The sequence below is a fragment of the Brooklawnia cerclae genome (assembly GCF_011758645.1).
GTDB lineage: Bacteria > Actinomycetota > Actinomycetes > Propionibacteriales > Propionibacteriaceae > Brooklawnia > Brooklawnia cerclae.
Genome location: NZ_JAAMOZ010000002.1, coordinates 88,239 through 106,699, shown reverse-complemented (window position 1 = coordinate 106,699; position 18,461 = coordinate 88,239). Strand labels below are relative to the sequence as shown.

The following is an 18,461-nucleotide window of genomic DNA, read 5'->3' as shown; positions in this document are numbered from 1 at the left end:
GCGTCCGGGCCTGAGCTAAGCTGAGCATCCGGACAAAACTGTCCGGATGCCAGGCCCTGCAAAGGAGCACACCATGGCACTGACCGCCCATTCCACCGTCGGCCAATGGCTCGATCATCCGATCGGCGGACCCATTCTCACCGAGCTGCTCGCGCGGGGCGGCGCCACCCCGGACGCCCTCGGCCCGGCACGCGGCCTACCGCTGGCGCAACTGGTCGCGATCTCGGGCGGGCAGTTCCCCGCCGAGGCGCTGGACGCCATGTTGGCCGCCTACCACGAAGCAGCACCGGAAGAAGCTGCCGAAGCCAGGGAGTCTCAGGAGGCCGCCGGCTGGGTCGAGGTGATCACCCCGGGCCGCTTCACCGGCCAAACGGTCATCGTCACCGGCGCCGCGTCCGGCATAGGGCGTGCCGTCGCTTCGCGAGTGGCACGCGAGGGTGGTCGCGTCATCGCGGCCGACATCTCCAGCGACAAGCTCGACGAGTTCGTCAACGGGATCCGCGGCGCGCTCCCGACCGGAGCCGAGATCGTGGCCGTCGCCGGCGACATCGCCGACGAGGACGACATCGCCCGGATCGTGGCCGCAGCACAGGGGCGGATAGACGCGCTGGCGAACGTCGCCGGCATCATGGACGACATGTCGGCGATCCACGAGGTCACCGACCAGATGTGGTCCCGCGTCCTGCGCGTCAACCTCGAAGGCACCATGCGGTTGACCCGCGCGGTCGTCCCGATCATGCTGAAGGCCTCCCAGGGCCGCATCGTCAACGTCGCCTCGGAGGCCGGCCTGCGCGGCTCAGCCGCGGGCGTGGCCTACACCGCGTCCAAGCATGCGGTCATCGGCCTGACGAAGTCGACAGCCGTGATGTATTCCAGGAGTGGCATCCGTGCCAACGCCGTCGCGCCCGGCGGCGTCGCGACCGGCATCCACGTGCCCGGCCAGGCCCAACTCGGCGCGCCCGTGCTCGGCACCTATCAGCACAACATCCCGACGCTGGCCATGGCCGAAGAACTCGCCGCATCCATCACGTTCCTGCTCTCCCGCGACTCGGTCAACATCAACGGCGCGATCGTCGCGTCCGACGGCGGATGGTCCGCAGTCTGAGGTGACACCGCGCGAGACCGGGACGCACCGCAAGGTCAGCTCACAGGTCCTGTGCGATGCCGTGGCGACGCCACCACGGCATCGCGATCAGCGTGGAAAGTTGTGGTGCGAGTACGCACCACAACTTTCCACGCTGATTCAGTTTTCGTCCCCCAGCGGCCGCAACCCCACCTTCCGGGGCAGTTCCTGGCGCTGCCCGCCCACGTGGACGATGTGATCCCCGTCCACAACGGTGAGCTGGGTGGCGTGACAGCGCAGGGCGTCGATCACCACGGGCAACTGCGCGGACAGGTCGAACCACTCGAAGCCCTCGGCATCCTCGGCGGACGCCACCTCGATCATCGGCACCCCGGAGGAACGCGCCGCGGCCACCGCCACCTCATGCGCACGCCGATGGTCGGGATGCCCGTAGCTGCCGTGCCGGTCGTAGCCGACGAGCACCGACGGCTGCGTCTCGGCGATCAGGGCGAGCAGGTCGTCCACCGCCTCCTCGAGGGGCGCGGCCGTGAACGCGAGCGGGTCGTCGACATCGGCCGGCCCAGCCAGCCCGGGGGCGACCCAGCGCATGCCCGAGTCGTGGTAGTGCCTGGCCTCCAGGCCCCCGGCTCGCGCCGGCGGTGTGCCGAGCATGAACCGCCCGGCCACCCCGAGCTTGTCGAGGGCGCCGGTGAGCTCGCGCATCCGCACGCGCACGAGGTCGTCGGGCGTGATCGTGGGTGGCAGCACACCGTCGACCACCTCGCCCTGCTCGCCGCGCGTGCAGGTCACCACGTCGCAGGCCACCTGGCGGGCGGCGAGCCACGCGATGAGCAGGCCGGACTGCAGGGTCTCGTCGTCCGGATGCGCGTGCACGAACAGCGGCCACACGGTGCCTCCCCGGCCCGCGGAGAGCAGGTCGAGCAGATCGGTCATCGTCCCAGCACCTTTCGGTAGACGTCGGTGAGTTCGCCCGCGACGACGGGCCAGCCCCGGGTCTCGGCGAAAGCGCGCCCCGCTCGCCCGGTGGAGATGCGGTGGCCGGTGTCGCTGGTGAACGCGTGCACCGCCCGCGCCCAGTTCGCCGGGTCCCGCGAGTCCATGAGCACACCTGTCACCCCGTCGACCACAGACTCCGGCATGCCACCCGCGCGGCTGGCCACGACGGGCACTCCGCTGGCGGAGGCCTCCAGGTTGACCAGCCCGAACGTCTCGGAGTGGCTGGGGTTCAGCAGCAGGCTGGCTCCCCGCATCATCGTCGCGAGCTGGTCGCGGTCCTGCGAGCCGATGTAGAGGACCTCGTCGGTGATGCCGAGGTCTGCAGCCAGTTCCCGGAGCTCGCGTGCGTACCAGGAGAAGTCCACCGACGTCTGGCCCGCCACCACCAGGCGCGGGCGATCACCCCGCGGAAGCGCCGCCAGCGTCCGCAAAGCCAGATCGGGTGCCTTGAGGGGCTGCAGCCGGGCGGCGAACAGCACGTAGTTGCCGCGCCACGCCCAGTTGGTCTCGCCCGGGCGCAACGGCCGGAACTGCCGGAGGTCGACGCCGGGACGCACGACGCTGAGCCGGTCGGCGGCGGGTTCGTAGCGCTGGATGATCGTCCGCGCCTCGTACTGGCTCACCGCGACGATGTGATCCGACTGCGTGGCGGCCAGCCGCTCCCCGTGACGCCTGCCGGGCGATTCGGGTGCCTCCCCGTCGTCCAGCCCGGCGCCCTCCGGAGCGGCGACCGAGTGATAGCTCTGCACGTGCGGGACGCCGACCCGCCGCGCCACGGGGATCGCCGCGACCCCCGAGAACCAGTGATGCGAGTGGACGACGTCGGCTCCGGCGCCGTGGGCGTCCCACCAGCGCGACATCGCGTCGCGGAACGGCTCGATCAACGCCTCCTGCCGGCTCTTGGCCACGGAGACGGCCGGGCCCGCGTCCAGGTTGAACATGCGCACGCCGGGCGCGAGCTCCACGACCTCGGGCAGGTGGGTCTCGTCCTTGCGGGTCAGCAGGTCGACGCGATGGCCGGCCGCCCCCAGTGCCACGGCGGAGTTGAGCTCGACGACGTTCATCCCCCCGGCGTCGGCCGAGCCGGGCGAGGCTGTCGGGGAGGTGTGCAGCGACACCATGACGATGCGCAACGGCGCGCTTGGCGCCGGGACGTCCGGGCTGATCACCCGCCCAACTCAAGCACAGATCGCACCCTGCGCACACCTGGTACCGGACGCGAGGCATCCCGGCCGGCGGGTGCGACACTGGGATCATGGCGACATCGGACGACGCCCCGGCCCTGGTCGAGCCCCCGGACGAGCAGATGATCCTGCACCGCTTCTCCGTCAAACCGCACCATCTCGACGCCTATCTGGACGAGTTGTGGCCCCGCGAGTTGGCGATCCGCGCCGAGCACGGCTACACCTCGCACCGGGCCTTCGTGGAGACCGACGCCGAGCCCAAACTCACCTGGCTCTACTCGCACCCCGACCCGCAGGCGGGTGAGCGCGCCGTACGGGACGATCCGCGCACCGCCGAACTGGCCGGACTGAAGGCACCGCACGTGTTCCGCAACCTCAGGGTGCGCCCGGTGCGTGTCGAGCGCCTCACACACGCCACCGCGGCGTCCGCCGGCGATCGCATCGCGATCATGCGCCGCTACTCGATCACCGGCTCGTGGGACGAGTTCCTGGCCGTCTGGCGGCGTATCGTCCCCGTGCGCGAGCGCTACGGGTTCCGCTGCCTGTTCGCGGTGGCCGACGAGCCCCAGGACATGTTCACCTGGGCGTTCGACTTCGCGGGCACCTGGGAGGACTTTCCGGCGGCGCAGCGTCCCTACTACCACGACCCTGCCCGCGTCGAGCTGCGCGGGGTGTTCGACTACATGGCCGACTACGCGATCCACCCCGCACGTCAGCTGCTGCTGCCGGGATGAGTGACCCGGCCCCACTTGGAAAGCGCTTTCACGCCATGGCATGATGGTCGCGCAGCCCGCCGCGTGCGCGGGCCGGCAGCAAGCGCAAAGGAGCATCACGTGCGTCGTCCGCCAGTCCTGACCGCCGTCGAAGCGGCCGCCCTCATCCCAGACGGGGCCACCATCTCGGTCTCCGCATCGTCCGCCATCGGATGCCCGGACGCCGTGCTCGCCGGCATCCGGCAGCGCTTCGACGCCGAGGCCCATCCGGCCGGGATCACGTCGCTGCACTGCATCAACGCGGGCGACATGTCCGACGGCATCCAGGGATCGAATCACCTGGCCACTCCCGGATTGCTGAAGCGCATCGTCGGCGGCTCCTACCCGGCCGGCCCGTCGAAGATGGCCAAGCCCCCCGTGCGCGAGATGCTGGAGTCCGGCCAGATCGAGGCCTACATGATCCCCTCGGGCCTCATGTACCAGATGCAGCGGGCGGCCGCAGCCAGGCAACCGGGCGTCCTGAGCGACGTCGGCATCGGCACGTTCCTCGACCCCCGCGTCGAGGGCGGCAAGATGAACGACGTCAGCCCCGACCTCGTCCGCATCATGGAGGTCGACGGACGCGAGTGGCTGTTCCTGCCCGCGATCCCGGTCGACGTCGCGATCATCCGCGCGACCACCGCCGACCCGTACGGCAACCTGACCTTCGAGCACGAGGCCGCCGTCCTCGGCACCCTCGACACCGCCTACGCCGCGCACAACAACGGCGGGGTCGTCATCGCCCAGGTCGAGCGCATGAGCGAGGAGCACCGCCCGGCGCGCATCGTGCACGTTCCCGGCGCGCTCGTGGACGCGATCGTGGTGGCCCCCGACCAGAAGCAGGTGGCGGGCATCACCTACGACCCGGCCCTGTCGGGCGAGCAGGCCATGTCGCTCGACGAGATCGACCACGTCGAGTTCGGCATCCAGAAGGTGATCGCCCGGCGCGCCGCGATGGAGCTGTCGCGGGACGACATCGCCAACCTGGGGTTCGGGATCTCCGCCAACGTGCCCCGCATCCTCCTGGAGGAGGGACACGGCGACGCGGTCACCTGGGTGATCGAGCAGGGTGCCGTCGGCGGTTTCCCCGTCACCGGCAAGCCGTTCGGTGCCGCGTACAACCCGGACGCCATCGTCCCCTCCCCCGACCAGTTCACCTTGTTGCAGGGCGGCGGCATCGACATCGCGCTGCTGAGCTTCATGGAGGTCAGCTCGTCGGGCGACGTCAACGTCTCGCTCATGCCGTCGGCCACTCACGTGACCGCGGGCGTGGGCGGCTTCGCCGACATCACGGCACATGCGGCGCACCTGGTGTTCAGCGGGCAGTTCACGGCCGGTAGGAAAGACCTCGTGATCGGCGACGGCCGCATCGAGATCCGCAGCGACGGCGACATCCCGAAGTTCGTGCCCGAGGTGGCCCAGATCACCTGGTCGGGACGCGTCGGTGCCGAGCGGGGCCAGAAGGTGGTCTACGTCACCGAGCGCGCCGTCCTGGAACTGCGCGAGGGCAGCCTGGTCGTCGTCGAGATCGCTCCCGGGGTCGACCTGCAGCGTGACGTGCTCGACCGGTCCGCGATCCCGCTCGCAGTGGCCGACGATCTCAAGCTCATGGACGCCCGGATCTTCCGTGACGAGCCCATGGGCCTGGAGCTGTAGGGACGCTCGGAGCCGATTGGCAGCCATTGCCGTATCGCGACGGAAAGCGGTAGCCAGACCGCGAACCCCCCACTCACGAAGCGGTGAAGCCCTATAGGCTGGAGGCTCGGGACCTGAGACAAAGGAGTTCACGCATGCCCGCACGACGCACAGCGGCCTGGTACGAAGGAACGAGCCGGGACACCTACATCCACACCGCATGGATGCGGCGGGGACTGCCGGACGACGCCTTCACCGGCAAGCCCATGATCGCGATCTGTAACACCGCCTCCGAGATATCCCCCTGCAACGCACACCTCACCCAGGTGAGCGCCGCGGTGAAGCAGGGCATCTGGGCGGCCGGCGGCGTCCCGCTCGACATGCCGGTCATCTCGCTCGGCGAGACCCAGATGCGTCCGACCGCGATGCTCTTCCGCAACCTGGCGGCGATGGCGGCCGAGGAGCTCATCCGGGCCAACCCGATCGACGGCGTCGTCCTGCTGGGTGGCTGCGACAAGACCGTCCCCTCGCTGATCATGGGCGCGGCCAGTGTCAACCTGCCCGCGATCATGCTCAACGGCGGCCCGATGCTCACCGGCACCTTCCGTGGACACCCGCTCGGCTGCGGCACCGATGTGTGGCGCTGGTCGGAGGAGGCGCGCGCGGGCAAGGTGACCAACGAGGAGTTCGCGGCGTCCCAGCAGGCGATGATCCGCTCGGCGGGCCACTGCAACACCATGGGCACCGCGTCCACCATGGGCATCATGGCCGAGGCACTGGGCATGACGCTGCCCGGCAGCGCCGGCGTCCCCGCACCCGACGCCCGGCTGCTCAAGTTCGCGCACGCCACCGGCCAGCGCATCGTCGAGATGGTGGAGGAGGACCTGAAGCCCTCCGACATCCTCAAGCGCGAGGCCTTCCTCAACGCGATCGTGGCGCTGGCGACCGTCGGCGGCTCCACCAACGCCGTGCCCCACCTGCTCGCCATCGCCGGGCGCGTCGGTGCCGACCTGAAGCTCACCGACTTCGACGAGCACGGTTCGCACCTGCCCCTGCTCGCCAACCTGCAGCCCGCGGGCACCTACCTCATGGAGGACCTCTTCCGGGCGGGCGGCCTGCTCGCCGCACTCAACCAGGTGCGCGACCTGCTGTCGGACGAGGCCATCACCGTCAGCGGCAAGCCCCTGTCGGCCCACCTCGACGGCGCCGAGATCTTCGACACCGACGTCATCCACACTCGCGACAACCCCGTCCAGAAGGAGGCGGGCATCGCCGTGCTGCACGGCAACCTGGCCCCGACCGGCGCGATCATCAAGCCCGCGGCCGCGTCCCCCGAGCTCCTGCAGCACCGCGGACGCGCCGTCGTCTTCGAGAACATCGAGGACCTGCACGCCCGCATCGACGACCCCGACCTCGACATCGACGAGACCTGCATCATCGTCCTGCGCGGCGCCGGCCCCAAGGGCTACCCGGGCATGCCCGAGGTGTCGAACACACCTCTGCCCACCAAGCTGCTCGAAAAGGGCGTGCGCGACATGGTCCGCGTGTGCGACGGCCGTATGTCGGGCACCGCGTACGGCACGGTCGTGCTGCACGTGTCTCCCGAGGCCGCTGCCGGTGGTCCGCTCGGCAAGGTGCGCAACGGCGACTACATCGTCCTCGACGTGCCCGGACGCCGTCTCTACGTCGACATGCCCGACGACGACCTCAACGCCCGCGAGGTGCTTCCCGAGACCGAGGCGACCTTCGCCCGGCCCGCACGCGGCTACGAGCGGCTCTACATCGACCACGTGACCCAGGCCGACACCGGGGCCGATCTCGACTTCCTCGTGGGGTCGTCCGGCTCGGCCGTCGGGCGGGAATCGCACTGAGTGCGGCCCCGGCTGGTGACAACCTCCTGGAACGTCGTAGGTTTGGGTCTCATGACGGAAGAAGCACTGCCTGAGGGCATAGTGCCGATTGAGGGCCCGCTGCCGGGTTTCAGGGTCGAAACCGCTGCGGCGACCGGCGTTGTCTACCTCAATGGGGCGCATGTCGCGGAATGGACTCCCGCCGGCCACAAGCCCGTCTTGTGGATGAGCGGCTCATCGGACTATCAGCCGGGACGAGCCGTTCGCGGTGGCGTGCCCCTCGTGTTCCCGTGGTTCGGCGGGGGCCCGGAAGGAGACCGGGTTCCCGCCCACGGGTTCGCCCGCCTGGCCACCTGGCATCTGATCAGCGCGGCGGTCAGCCCGAAGGGCACCGCCACCCTGAGGTTCGGGCTCGACGGGCCACAGGTCACCGACGCGGTGGCCGACTCGTTCACCCACGACTACGGGCTGGAGATGCACGTGTCGCTGGGCGAGACGCTGCTGCAGCAGCTCGTGGTGGTCGCCGGCGACGAGGAGCTGGCCTTCGAGGAGGGCCTGCACACCTACTTCGCCGTCGGTGACGTGCGTCACACGCATGTGGAGGGTCTCGAGGGGGAGGCGTACTTCGACAAGGTCACCGGCTCCTGCGCCACGCAGGAGGGGCTGGTGACGATCACGGCCGAGACCGACCGCATCTACGAGTCGGCCTCCAACACCCGGATCGTGGACGAGGCCTGGGGCCGCACCATCCAGATCGAGAAGGTCGGATCGGCACAGACCGTGGTCTGGAACCCGTGGGTGGACAAGTCCCGGACGATGACCGACTTCGGCGACGACGAGTGGCCCGGCATGCTGTGCGTCGAGACGGTCAACTCCCGTGAGCAGTCGATCACACTGGCCCCGGGGCAGCGTCACCTCATGAGCCAGACGATCAGCATTCTGTGACGCCTCGGCGGCGCGGTCGTTACCCTTCGACAGGCTCAGGGGTCCGCTTCTCGAAGGCCCCCTGAGCCTGTCGAAGGGACCCCGCCTGCGACCCCTGAGCCTGTCGAAGGGCCCCCTGAGCCTGTCGAAGGGACCACCGCCTCGGTGGTGTGAAAAAATCGGACACGTGAACTTCCGCTCGATCTACGACCAGGGTTTCGTCCGGGTGGCCGCGTGCACCAGCCGCACGGCGATCGCCGACCCGCCCGGCAACGCGGCGACCATCGTCGAACACGTCCGTGAACTGGACGCTCGCGGGGTCGGCCTGGCGGTCTTCCCGGAGCTGTGCCTGTCGGGCTACGCGATCGACGACCTCGTGCTCGGCGACGTCGTCCTCGACGCGACGCTCACGGCGATCGAGACCGTGCGCGAGGCGTCGTCCGATCTCCTGCCGGTGATCGTGGTCGGCGCGCCGCTGCGCCGCGGGTCACGCCTGTTCAACTGCGCGGTGGTGATCAGCCGCGGCCACGTGCTGGGCGTCGTCCCCAAGAGCTACCTGCCCAACTACCGGGAGTTCTACGAGAAGCGCCACTACGCCGACGGCGCCGACCAGACCGGGACGATCCGGCTCCCCGGTGTGCGAGGCGGCGACGGCTTGCCGTTCGGGCCCGACCTGTTGTTCGAGGCCACCGATGTGCCGGGGTTCACCCTGGCCGTCGAGATCTGCGAGGACATGTGGGTGCCCATCCCGCCGAGCGCGCTGGCGGCCATGGCCGGTGCGACGGTGATCGCCAACATCTCCGGTTCTCCCATCACCGTGGGACGCGCCGACGACCGCCGCCTGCTCGCGCAGAGCGCGTCGAGCCGGAACCTGGCCGCGTACCTCTACGCGGCCGCCGGGCCGGGTGAATCGTCCACCGATCTGTCGTGGGACGGGCAGACCTCGGTACACGAGTTCGGTGCCCTGCTCGCCGAGAGCGAGCGCTTCCCGCTGGAGCGGACCCACAGCATCGCCGACGTCGACCTCGACCTCCTGCGCCAAGAACGCATGCGCCAGGGCAGCTTCGACGACAACGCCCGGCATTTCGCCGACCGCATCAACCAGTTCCGGACGATCGGTTTCGTCCTCGACCCGCCGCACACCGACATCGGGCTGATGCGCCACGTCGACCGGTTCCCGTTCGTCCCGGACGATCCCGCGCGGCTCGCCCAGGACTGCTACGAGGGCTACAGCATCCAGGTGTTCGGGCTGAAGCAGCGGCTCAGCGCGATCGGGCACCCGAAGGTGGTCATCGGGGTCTCGGGAGGCCTCGACTCGACCCACGCCCTGCTCGTCGCCGCCCGGGCGATGGACGAGCTCGGGCGTCCCCGCTCCGACATCCTGGCTTTCACGCTGCCGGGCTTCGCCACCTCCGACCACACCCGCGACAACGCGACCGCCCTGGCCACGGCGCTGGGCTGTACGTTCGAGACCCTCGACATCCGCCCGGCGGCCGAGCAGATGCTCACCGCGATGGACCACGCGCTCGACGACTACGACGTCACCTACGAGAACGTGCAGGCGGGCCTGCGCACCGACTACCTGTTCCGGCTGGCCAACCAGCGCGGCGGCATCGTGCTGGGCACCGGCGACCTGTCGGAGTTGGCCCTGGGCTGGTGCACCTACGGCGTCGGCGACCAGATGAGCCACTACGGGGTCAACGCGGGCGTCCCGAAGACGCTGATCCAGCACCTGATCCGCTGGGTGATCAGCACGGGAACGTTCGACGACCACGTCAACACCGTGCTCGCGTCGATCCTCGGCACCGAAATCACCCCCGAACTGGTGCCGCAGGGCGCCGACGGCAAGGTGCAGAGCACGCAGGACACCATCGGCCCCTACAACCTGCACGACTTCGCCCTGTACTGGACGCTGCGCCACGGCCTGCGTCCCACCAGGATCGCCTTCCTCGCCGAGCACGCGTGGGCGGACGCACAGGCCGGCTCCTGGCCCGAGGGATACCCCGCCGACGAGCGGGTGGGCTACGACCTGGCGACGATCAAGAAGTGGCTGACCATGTTCGGGCGCCGCTTCTACGCCAACCAGTTCAAGCGCTCGGCGCTGCCGAACGGGCCCAAGGTGGTCGCGGGCGGCGCGTTGTCGCCCCGCGGTGACTGGCGGATGCCGTCGGACGCGTCCTCGCGCCTGTGGCTGGCCGACCTGGCCGGCGTCCCGGACGAGTAGGCCTCAGCTGGGCAGCAGCCCCACCCGCGCGAGCCACTCGACGAGTTCGGGCGTCACGGGAAGCAGACCCAGTTGGTCCAGCCGGACCCAGCGGACATCGGCGGCGTCGTCCCCGGCTCGCAGCGTGCCGCCCACCGGTGTCGCACGGAAGTCGTGCAGTTCGAAGGACGCGGCCCCCGCGTTCAGGACGAGCTCCCACAGCTGCTCGCCCACGCGGACGACCAGCCCGGTCTCTTCGAGGGCCTCCCTGGCGGCGGCCTCCTGAAGGGTCTCACCGGCCTCGACGCGTCCCCCGGGCACGCTCCACAGCCCCTTCGAGGGCTCGTGGCCACGCTGGACGAGCAGGATGCGCTCCTGGTCGATGATCACGACGCTGGCGGACAGGATCGGGTTAGGCACCTCTTCAGTATCGCCTCGCGTGGTCGGGCGAGGTCGGGCGACCTGAGACAATAGGCCCATGACAAGTGTGGTGATCCTCGGTGGCGGGCCCGGCGGCTACGAGGCGGCGCTGGTGGCGTCCCAGCTGGGCGGCCGGGTCGCCCTGATCGATCCTCGCGGGCTCGGAGGCTCGGCCGTACTCACCGATGTCGTCCCGTCGAAATCACTCATCGCGACCTCGGACGCCATGACACGCCTGCGCGACAGCGCCGCCCTCGGCCTGCGTCCCGTCGACTCCGCGCTCGGTCATCCCGCGGACGCGATCCGCGTCGACCTCGCCGCGGTCAACCGGCGCCTTCTCGATCTGGCTGCCGCCCAGAGCCGCGACATCGAGGCGAGGCTCGCGTCCGAGGGCGTCGAGATCGTCCACGGCAACGGGCGGCTGGAGGATCCGCACGCCGTCGTCGTCGAGACCCCCGACGGCGAACGCCGGCTGCCGGCCGACATCGTGCTGATCGCCACGGGGACGCGGCCGCGCGAACTGCCGGACGCGACCCCGGACGGGCAGCGCATCCTCAACTGGACCCAGTTGTACGGCCTGTCCACCCCGCCCAGCCATCTCATCGTCGTCGGTTCGGGCGTGACGGGCGCCGAGTTCGCCAGCGCCTACAACCGTCTGGGCGTCGGGGTGACGCTGGTCTCCTCGCGGGCCCAGGTACTGCCCGGCGAGGACCCGGACGCGGCCCGCGTCCTGCAGGAGGTGTTCGAGGCGTCGGGCATGGCCATCCGGTCGGGGGCCCGCGCCGTGTCCGCCCGCCGGGAGGGCGACGGGGTCGTGGTGGGCCTGGCCGACGGCAGCGAGGTGCACGGCAGTCACGTGCTGATGGCCGTCGGGTCGATCCCCAACACCCGGGACATCGGGCTCGAGTCGTGCGGGGTGACCCTCAAACCGTCCGGGCACATCGAGGTCGACGGCGTCTCGCGGACGAGCGTCCCCGGCATTTACGCGGCCGGCGACTGCACCGGCGTGTTCCCGCTGGCGTCGGTCGCCGCCATGCAGGGCCGCATCGCCATGTGGCACGCGCTCGGCGACTCCGTGACGCCGCTCGATCTGACCTCGGTGGCCTCCAACGTGTTCACCTCGCCCGAGATCGCCACGGTCGGCGTGACGCAGAGACAGGTGGACGCCGAGCAGATCGCCGTGCGCTCGGTCGTGCTCGAACTGCGCGGCAACGCACGGGCGAAGATGCAGGGCAACCAACACGGCTTCGTCAAGCTGTTCTGCCTTCCGGCCACCGGCATCATCGTCGGCGGGGTCGTCGTGGCGCCGGGGGCGAGCGAACTCATCTACGCCCTGTCGCTGTGTGTGTCGGCCAGGCTCACCGTCGACCAGGCCGCACAGGCGTTCACCGTGTACCCGTCGTTGAGCGGCTCGATAGCCGAGGCTGGACGACGGCTTCACACCGTCGGCGGGCTGCTGGAGCACTGAGCAGCCGGGACGCGGGCGCGCACGATTTGGGTGAGGGCCAGGTACCTGTTATCGTCTTCGACGGCGCCCGGCGTGTCGTCATCACGACGGCAACCGCGCCATCGAGAATCAAACGTGTGAGGCCCGAGCCAAGTATGGGTTGGCTCGGGCCTCACTGATTCCAGGTCGGACCTTCCTGCAATCACCGCTATGGACGATCGGTCGCCGACCCCGTCCTTCGGGCGGCCCCTCATTCTCGACCAGCCGTCTCGAATCGCTTCGATCGCTGCCGGGAAAGGGGACTCGACTGTCGTTTCCATCTCGGTCCCGAGTTCCCGAAGGAATCTCGGTTCGATATTTATAACCCTGTCACGCCACGGGTGTCAAGGGTCTTTCGAAAGAAAATCTTCGGCGGTCTGACAAGGTAGTTCATACCCGGTCGAGGGCACCATGACCGTGCCTGCGCCACCCGCGACTCGTCAGCACCCGAGACCGCGATCAGCGCGCCGGGCGGGCGAACTAGTCTTCCTTCCATGGCGCAGTTCACCGTCGACTCCGATGTCGTCCGCACGTCCCCCGACCAGATCGCAACGGCCCTGGCCGATCCGGGGTTCGGACGCTACTTCGTCGACCACATCGCGCGCGCGGTATGGAACCCCGATGAGGGCTGGCACGGCCGGCGACTGATCGGCGCCGGCCCGATCCCGATGCATCCCGGGCTGGCCGCGCTGCACTACGGCCAGGAGATCTTCGAGGGACTCAAGGCATACCGTCACCCCGACGGCTCGGTGTGGCTGTTCCGCCCCGAGCTCAACGCCCGGCGCTTCGCCAGTTCCGCCGAGCGCATGGCCATGCCCCAGCTCCCGGTCGACGACTTCCTCGACAGCGTCCACCAGGTCGTCTCGCTCAACAAGGACTGGGTGCCCGCGGGGCAGGGCGAGCAGAGCCTGTACGTGCGTCCGTTCATGTTCGGCTCCGAGACCCTGATCGGCGTGCGCACCGCGCAGGAGCACACCTACATGTGCCTCGCCAGCCCCGCCGGCCCGTACTACGCCGATCCGCTGACCCTGTGGGTCACCCCGAACTTCAGCCGGTCGATGGTGGGCGGCACCGGCATGGCCAAGTGCGGCGGCAACTACGCGTCCGCCATGGCCGCCGAGGTCGAGGCCCACGCGCAGGGCTGCGGCCAGGTGCTGTGGCTCGACTCGGCGACCAGGACCCTGGTCGAGGAGGGCGGGACGATGAACTTCTTCGTCGTCACCGCCGACGACGAGCTCCTCACCCCTGCGCTGACCGGCACCATCCTGGCCGGGATCACGCGTGACTCGCTGCTCCAGCTCGCTTCCTCGCACGGGCTGACCCCGGTGGAGCGGCCCCTGGAGCTGACCGAGTTGCTCGACGGCATCAGGTCCGGGCACATCACCGAGGCCCTCGCCTGCGGTACCGCCGCGGTGATCAGCCCCGTCGTCGGGCTCAAGTCGCCCGATTTCGAACTGACGATCGGCGACGGCACGCCGGGACCACGGACCCTCGAGCTTCGCTCGCACCTGACCGGCATTCAGTTCGGAACCCTGCCCGACGCGTTCGGGTGGCTCCGCCCGGTCGCGTGATGCTGCGAATGGACGCCATCACCCGCACAAGGGCAACTTGCGGCAACCGTCGCCGGCCCGGGTGGCGCCGGAAGGCGCCGGCCAGTCACGATTGGACACGATGACCAACGACCCCAGCCTCGAATCCCCCATCCGCATCGGCGTCCTCACCAGCGGCGGCGACGCGCAGGGAATGAATGCAGCCGTCCGTGCCGTCGTGCGCACCGCGATCAGCCGTGGAGCCGAGGTCTACGCGATCTTCGAGGGCTACCAGGGCATGATCGACGGCGGCGAGGGCATCCGCCGGTTCGAATGGGACGACGTGGCCGGCATCCTCGGCCGCGGCGGCACCGTGATCGGTACCTTCCGCAGCAAGGAGTTCCGCACACGCGAGGGTCGGCTCAAGGCGGCCCGCAACCTGCTCGAGCGGGGCATCGACCGGCTCGTCGTCATCGGCGGCGACGGGAGCCTCACGGGACTCGACACCTTCCGTCAGGAGTGGCCCGGCCTGCTGGCCGAGCTGGTCGCGTCGGGTCAGGTGGACGCCGGGCTCGTCGCGGCGCACGAACGCCTGATCATCGCGGGGCTCGTCGGCTCGATTGACAACGACCTCGTCGGGGTCGACTCGACCATCGGCGCGGACACCGCCCTGCATCGCATCCTGGAAGCCATCGACGCCATCTCCAGCACCGCGGCGAGCCACCAGCGCAGCTTCGTCCTCGAGGTGATGGGCCGCCATTGCGGCTACCTCGCCCTGGCCGCGGCGATCGCGGGCGGCTGTGACTACGTCCTCATTCCCGAACTGCCGCCCACCGAGGGGTGGGAGGACGAGATGTGCGCCACGCTGCGCGCCGGGCGTGCGCGCGGCCGCCGGGACTCCATCGTGGTCCTGGCGGAGGGCGCGACCGACCAGCAGGGCAACCGGATCTCCAGCGATTACGTACGCGGCGTCATCGAGGAGCGGCTCGGCGAGGACACGCGCGTCACCATCCTGGGCCACGTACAGCGCGGTGGTACCCCCAGCGCCTACGACCGATGGGCATCGACCTGGCTCGGCTACGAGGCGGTGGACGAGGTGCTCACCGCCTCGCCGGACGCCGAGGCGAAGGTCATCGGCATCCTCGGCAACGGTGTCGTCCGGATTCCGCTGATGAGGGCCGTCAAGGACACCCAGCGCGTCCCCGAGCTGATCCGCTCGGGTGACTACAGCGCGGCGATGCAGGCCCGTGGCCCGTCGTTCACCGAGTTGGTCACCACCTTCTCCGAGCTCTCGCACCCGGCGTCGTTCACCGCACCGGCGGAGGGCAAGCGCATCGCCATCGTCCACGCCGGCGGCCTGGCCCCGGGTATGAACAACGCGGCCCGCGCCGCGGTCAGGCTCGGCGTCTCACGCGGCTACCACATGCTGGGCGTCATGAACGGCTTCGCCGGCCTCCGGAAGGGCAACGTCACCGAACTCGGTTGGGACGACGTCGAGGGCTGGACGGGCACGGGAGGCGCGGAGCTGGGGCTTCGCCGGGCCGTGCCCGCGATGGAGGACCTGTACAAGATCAGCCGCGCCATGGAGGATCACGCGATCGACGGCCTCATGGTGATCGGCGGCTGGAACGCCTACCAGGCCGCGTACCTCATGCACACCGAACGCGACCGGTATCCGGCCTTCCAGATCCCGATCGTGGCGGTGCCCGCGTCCATCGACAACAACCTGCCCGGCACCGAGCTGTCCATCGGCTCGGACACCGCGCTGAACGTCAACGTGTCGGCCATCGACATGGTCAAGATGAGCGGTGCGGCAACCACCCGCTGTTTCGTCGTCGAGACCATGGGCCGCTACTGCGGGTTCCTGGCCCTCATGAGCGGCCTGGCCGGCGGCGCCGAGCGGATCTACCTCAACGAGGAAGGCGTGGCGCTGGGCGATCTCGCCGCCGACGTGGAGTGGCTGCGCGGCAGTTTCGAGAAGGGCCGCCGCCTCTTCCTCGCGGTGCGCAACGAGAAGGCGTCCGAGTCGTACACCACGGAGTTCATCGGGCAGCTGCTCGAGGGAGCCAGCAACGGCGACTACGACGTCCGGACGAGCATCATCGGCCACATTCAGCAAGGCGGCGAGCCCACCCCGTCCGACCGGTTGCTCGCCACGCGCATGGTGAGCCGGGCGCTCGGCCAGCTGGACGAGGAACTGCGCGCGGGCTCCGACAACAGCTGGTACGTCGGGTTGCAGCAGGCGCAGATCGTCACCTCGCCGATGGGGCACATGCTCGACCATGTGAGCACCCGACGGCGTCGTCCCAAGCAGCAGTGGTGGATGCAGTTGCGACCCGTGGTGCGGGCCGTGGCCGAGGAACCGGGCGCCTGAGCGTCGGCCGGGGAGCGATAGGCAACTTCGATCGCCTTCTATGCGCGCCTCTGAGGTTTTCCCTAGAGAGCCGAATAGAGTCCTTGCATGGACCCCATTCGCAACCCCTACGCCCCCGGGGCGGGGCAGCGTCCGCCGGAGCTCGCCGGGCGCGACGAACAGCTGCGTGGCTTCGACGTCGTCCTCGAACGAGTGGCACGCGAACGGCCCGAACGGTCCGTCATCCTGACCGGTCTGCGCGGGGTGGGCAAGACCGTCCTGCTCAACGCCCTGCGCTCGCAGGCCGTGCGCGCCGGCTGGGGGACGGGCAAGTTCGAGGCCCGGCCGGAGCAGGGCATCCGGCGTCCCCTCGGGGCCGCGCTGCACACCGCGGTGCGTGAGCTGTCGCATCCGGACGCGACGATCGTCCTGGGCACCATCCGGTCGTTCATCGAGCGGGACGCCGGCCCGAGAGCCAGGCTCGCCGAACGCTGGAACCCCGGCATCCAGGTGCCGCCCACTCCCGGACGCGCGGACTCCGGCGACATCGAGATCGACCTGGTCGAGTTGTTCACCGACGTCGGCGGGCTCGCCGCCGACAAGGGCGTCGGTGTCGGGATCTTCATCGACGAGATGCAGGATCTCAACGCGGCCGACGTCTCGGCCCTGTGCGCCGCCGCCCACGAGATCAGTCAGCAACGCCTGCCGCTCATCGTCGTGGGTGCGGGCCTGCCGCACCTGCCCACGGTGCTCTCGGCCGCCAAGAGCTATTCGGAACGCCTGTTCAGCTACCAGCGCATCGACCGGCTCGACCGCTCGGCGGCCGATCACGCGCTCCGGGCGCCCGCCGAGGAGGAGGATGCCGGTTACACCACCGAGGCGCTCGACGCGATGTACCGAGCGACCGGGGGCTACCCGTACTTCATCCAGGCCTACGGCAAGGTGGCCTGGGACCTCGCCCCGACAAGCCCTATCACCGCGGACGACGTGGCGGTCGCGACACCCGAGGCCGAGGCCGAACTGGCGGTGGGCTTCTTCGGGAGCCGCTACGAACGAGCCACCCCGGCCGAACGCGAGTACCTGCGGGCGATGGCGGAACTCGCCGATCCCGAGGACCCGAGCGCCGGGGTGGCGACCAGCGCGGTGGCCGAGCATCTGGGCCGGACCCCGCAATCGCTGTCACCCGCCCGGGACGCCCTGCTCAAGAAGGGGCTCGTCTATTCGTCCGAGCGGGGACTGGTGGCGTTCACCGTGCCGCACTTCGGGCGGTATCTGCGTTCGCAGGCCGCCTGACTGGCGCGATACGGCTCAGAACCACCAGATCTCGCGCCGGCGGGGGTTGCCCATCACCTCGAACGAGTCACCCGACTCCGCCAGCACCTGCTTCAGCTCGGGCACGCTGAACTCGTACCCGTCCTCGGCCGCGGCCGCCGTGAAATCCTCCATCCCGTCGATGAAGTCGTACTTCAACCTGATGGTCTTGTCCGAGCCGCCAGCGGTGAGCAGGCGTTCAACCTCGGCCTTGGACATGGGGGGTCTCCTTCTGTGGTGGAACGTGGCCGATCTGCGGCCGAGCATGTGTGAGCAGGCTAACTGTCGACTTTTTCAGCCTTGTTACAGGTCCGGGACGAGACCGGTGCCGCCCCACACCAGCCGATCCCTGCGTGTTTGACTGATCCGGCGAGCCGCCTGCCCGCATCGACTAGGTTGAGAATCCAAACACAGCAGGCCATCGGAGGTCGAGACGTGATCCGCAGACAGCCCCGTGACGGGGGCGTGGCGGTGACCTTCGTCCTACCGGCGGACCACCCGAACGCCCCTGTCAGCGTCGTCGGCAGCTTCAACGACTGGCAGCCCTATCGAAACCCGATGAGGCGTCGTCCGGATGGCTCGCTCCAGACGACCGTCACGACCCACGCCGGTACCACATTGCGCTTCCGCTATCTGGGTGCCCAAGGCGTCTGGTTCGATGATCAGGACGCCGACCGCATCGACACCGAAGGCGGCATGCTGTTCGTATGACCATGTGACCAAGGAGGGTCCAC

At 69.6% G+C, this 18,461-nt stretch carries 15 protein-coding genes; 11 read left to right on the top strand and 4 right to left on the bottom strand.

Annotated elements, in window-relative coordinates; translation table 11 throughout:
* The first annotated feature begins 73 nt into the window (after window positions 1-73).
* Window positions 74-1,105, top strand: a complete 1,032-nt coding sequence (locus FB473_RS14005) for an SDR family NAD(P)-dependent oxidoreductase (RefSeq protein WP_167169954.1) — start codon at window positions 74-76, stop codon at window positions 1,103-1,105.
* Between the two features lie 138 nt (window positions 1,106-1,243).
* Here the strand turns inward: FB473_RS14005 and FB473_RS14000 are convergent, their stop codons facing one another.
* Both FB473_RS14000 and FB473_RS13995 read right to left on the bottom strand, forming a co-directional pair.
* Window positions 1,244-2,017, bottom strand: coding sequence for a PIG-L family deacetylase (locus tag FB473_RS14000; RefSeq protein ID WP_167169951.1), 774 nt, complete (start codon window positions 2,015-2,017; stop codon window positions 1,244-1,246).
* Complete coding sequence (locus tag FB473_RS13995; RefSeq protein ID WP_341770145.1) at window positions 2,014-3,249, bottom strand: glycosyltransferase; 1,236 nt, start codon at window positions 3,247-3,249, stop codon at window positions 2,014-2,016. Before FB473_RS13995 ends, FB473_RS14000 begins: the two co-directional genes overlap by 4 nt.
* Before the next feature lie 86 nt (window positions 3,250-3,335).
* On the opposite strand from FB473_RS13995, the gene FB473_RS13990 reads away from it, so the two are divergent.
* From FB473_RS13990 to FB473_RS13970, 5 genes are all read left to right on the top strand, one after another.
* A complete protein-coding gene (locus FB473_RS13990) occupies window positions 3,336-3,998 on the top strand; it encodes a hypothetical protein (protein WP_167169948.1) in 663 nt (220 codons plus the stop codon).
* A gap of 99 nt (window positions 3,999-4,097) precedes the next feature.
* On the top strand, window positions 4,098-5,672 hold the full coding sequence (locus FB473_RS13985; RefSeq protein WP_167169945.1) for a CoA-transferase: 1,575 nt from the start codon (window positions 4,098-4,100) through the stop codon (window positions 5,670-5,672).
* Window positions 5,673-5,806: 134 nt separating this feature from the next.
* Entirely contained in the window at window positions 5,807-7,522 is a 1,716-nt protein-coding gene (locus tag FB473_RS13980; RefSeq protein WP_167169942.1) for an IlvD/Edd family dehydratase, read from the top strand.
* Window positions 7,523-7,573: 51 nt separating this feature from the next.
* Complete coding sequence (locus FB473_RS13975) at window positions 7,574-8,446, top strand: D-hexose-6-phosphate mutarotase (protein WP_167169939.1); 873 nt, start codon at window positions 7,574-7,576, stop codon at window positions 8,444-8,446.
* 166 nt (window positions 8,447-8,612) lie between these two features.
* The gene (locus FB473_RS13970) at window positions 8,613-10,649 is read left to right on the top strand and encodes an NAD(+) synthase (protein ID WP_167169936.1); all 2,037 of its coding nucleotides are present in this window, start codon (window positions 8,613-8,615) and stop codon (window positions 10,647-10,649) included.
* 3 nt (window positions 10,650-10,652) lie between these two features.
* Here FB473_RS13970 and FB473_RS13965 read toward each other — a convergent pair whose 3' ends face one another.
* Complete coding sequence (locus FB473_RS13965) at window positions 10,653-11,048, bottom strand: NUDIX domain-containing protein (RefSeq protein WP_208390809.1); 396 nt, start codon at window positions 11,046-11,048, stop codon at window positions 10,653-10,655.
* Between the two features lie 58 nt (window positions 11,049-11,106).
* On the opposite strand from FB473_RS13965, the gene FB473_RS13960 reads away from it, so the two are divergent.
* The 4 genes from FB473_RS13960 (at window position 11,107) to FB473_RS13945 (ending at window position 17,709) form a co-directional block, all read left to right on the top strand.
* Window positions 11,107-12,516 carry an NAD(P)H-quinone dehydrogenase gene (locus FB473_RS13960; RefSeq protein ID WP_167169930.1) on the top strand — a complete coding sequence of 470 codons (1,410 nt, stop codon included), beginning with the start codon at window positions 11,107-11,109 and terminating at the stop codon, window positions 12,514-12,516.
* Window positions 12,517-13,028: 512 nt separating this feature from the next.
* Window positions 13,029-14,105, top strand: coding sequence for a branched-chain amino acid aminotransferase (locus FB473_RS13955; protein WP_167169927.1), 1,077 nt, complete (start codon window positions 13,029-13,031; stop codon window positions 14,103-14,105).
* A gap of 100 nt (window positions 14,106-14,205) precedes the next feature.
* Window positions 14,206-16,437, top strand: coding sequence for a 6-phosphofructokinase (locus tag FB473_RS13950; protein ID WP_167169922.1), 2,232 nt, complete (start codon window positions 14,206-14,208; stop codon window positions 16,435-16,437).
* Between the two features lie 87 nt (window positions 16,438-16,524).
* Window positions 16,525-17,709 (top strand): ATP-binding protein, encoded by a 1,185-nt coding sequence (locus tag FB473_RS13945; RefSeq protein ID WP_167169919.1) that lies wholly within the window; start codon window positions 16,525-16,527, stop codon window positions 17,707-17,709.
* 15 nt (window positions 17,710-17,724) lie between these two features.
* Here FB473_RS13945 and FB473_RS13940 read toward each other — a convergent pair whose 3' ends face one another.
* A complete protein-coding gene (locus FB473_RS13940; protein ID WP_167169915.1) occupies window positions 17,725-17,946 on the bottom strand; it encodes a Nif11-like leader peptide family natural product precursor in 222 nt (73 codons plus the stop codon).
* 216 nt (window positions 17,947-18,162) lie between these two features.
* Between FB473_RS13940 and FB473_RS13935 the strand changes: the two genes are divergently transcribed.
* Complete coding sequence (locus FB473_RS13935) at window positions 18,163-18,438, top strand: early set domain-containing protein (RefSeq protein WP_167169911.1); 276 nt, start codon at window positions 18,163-18,165, stop codon at window positions 18,436-18,438.
* Window positions 18,439-18,461 lie beyond the last annotated feature (23 nt).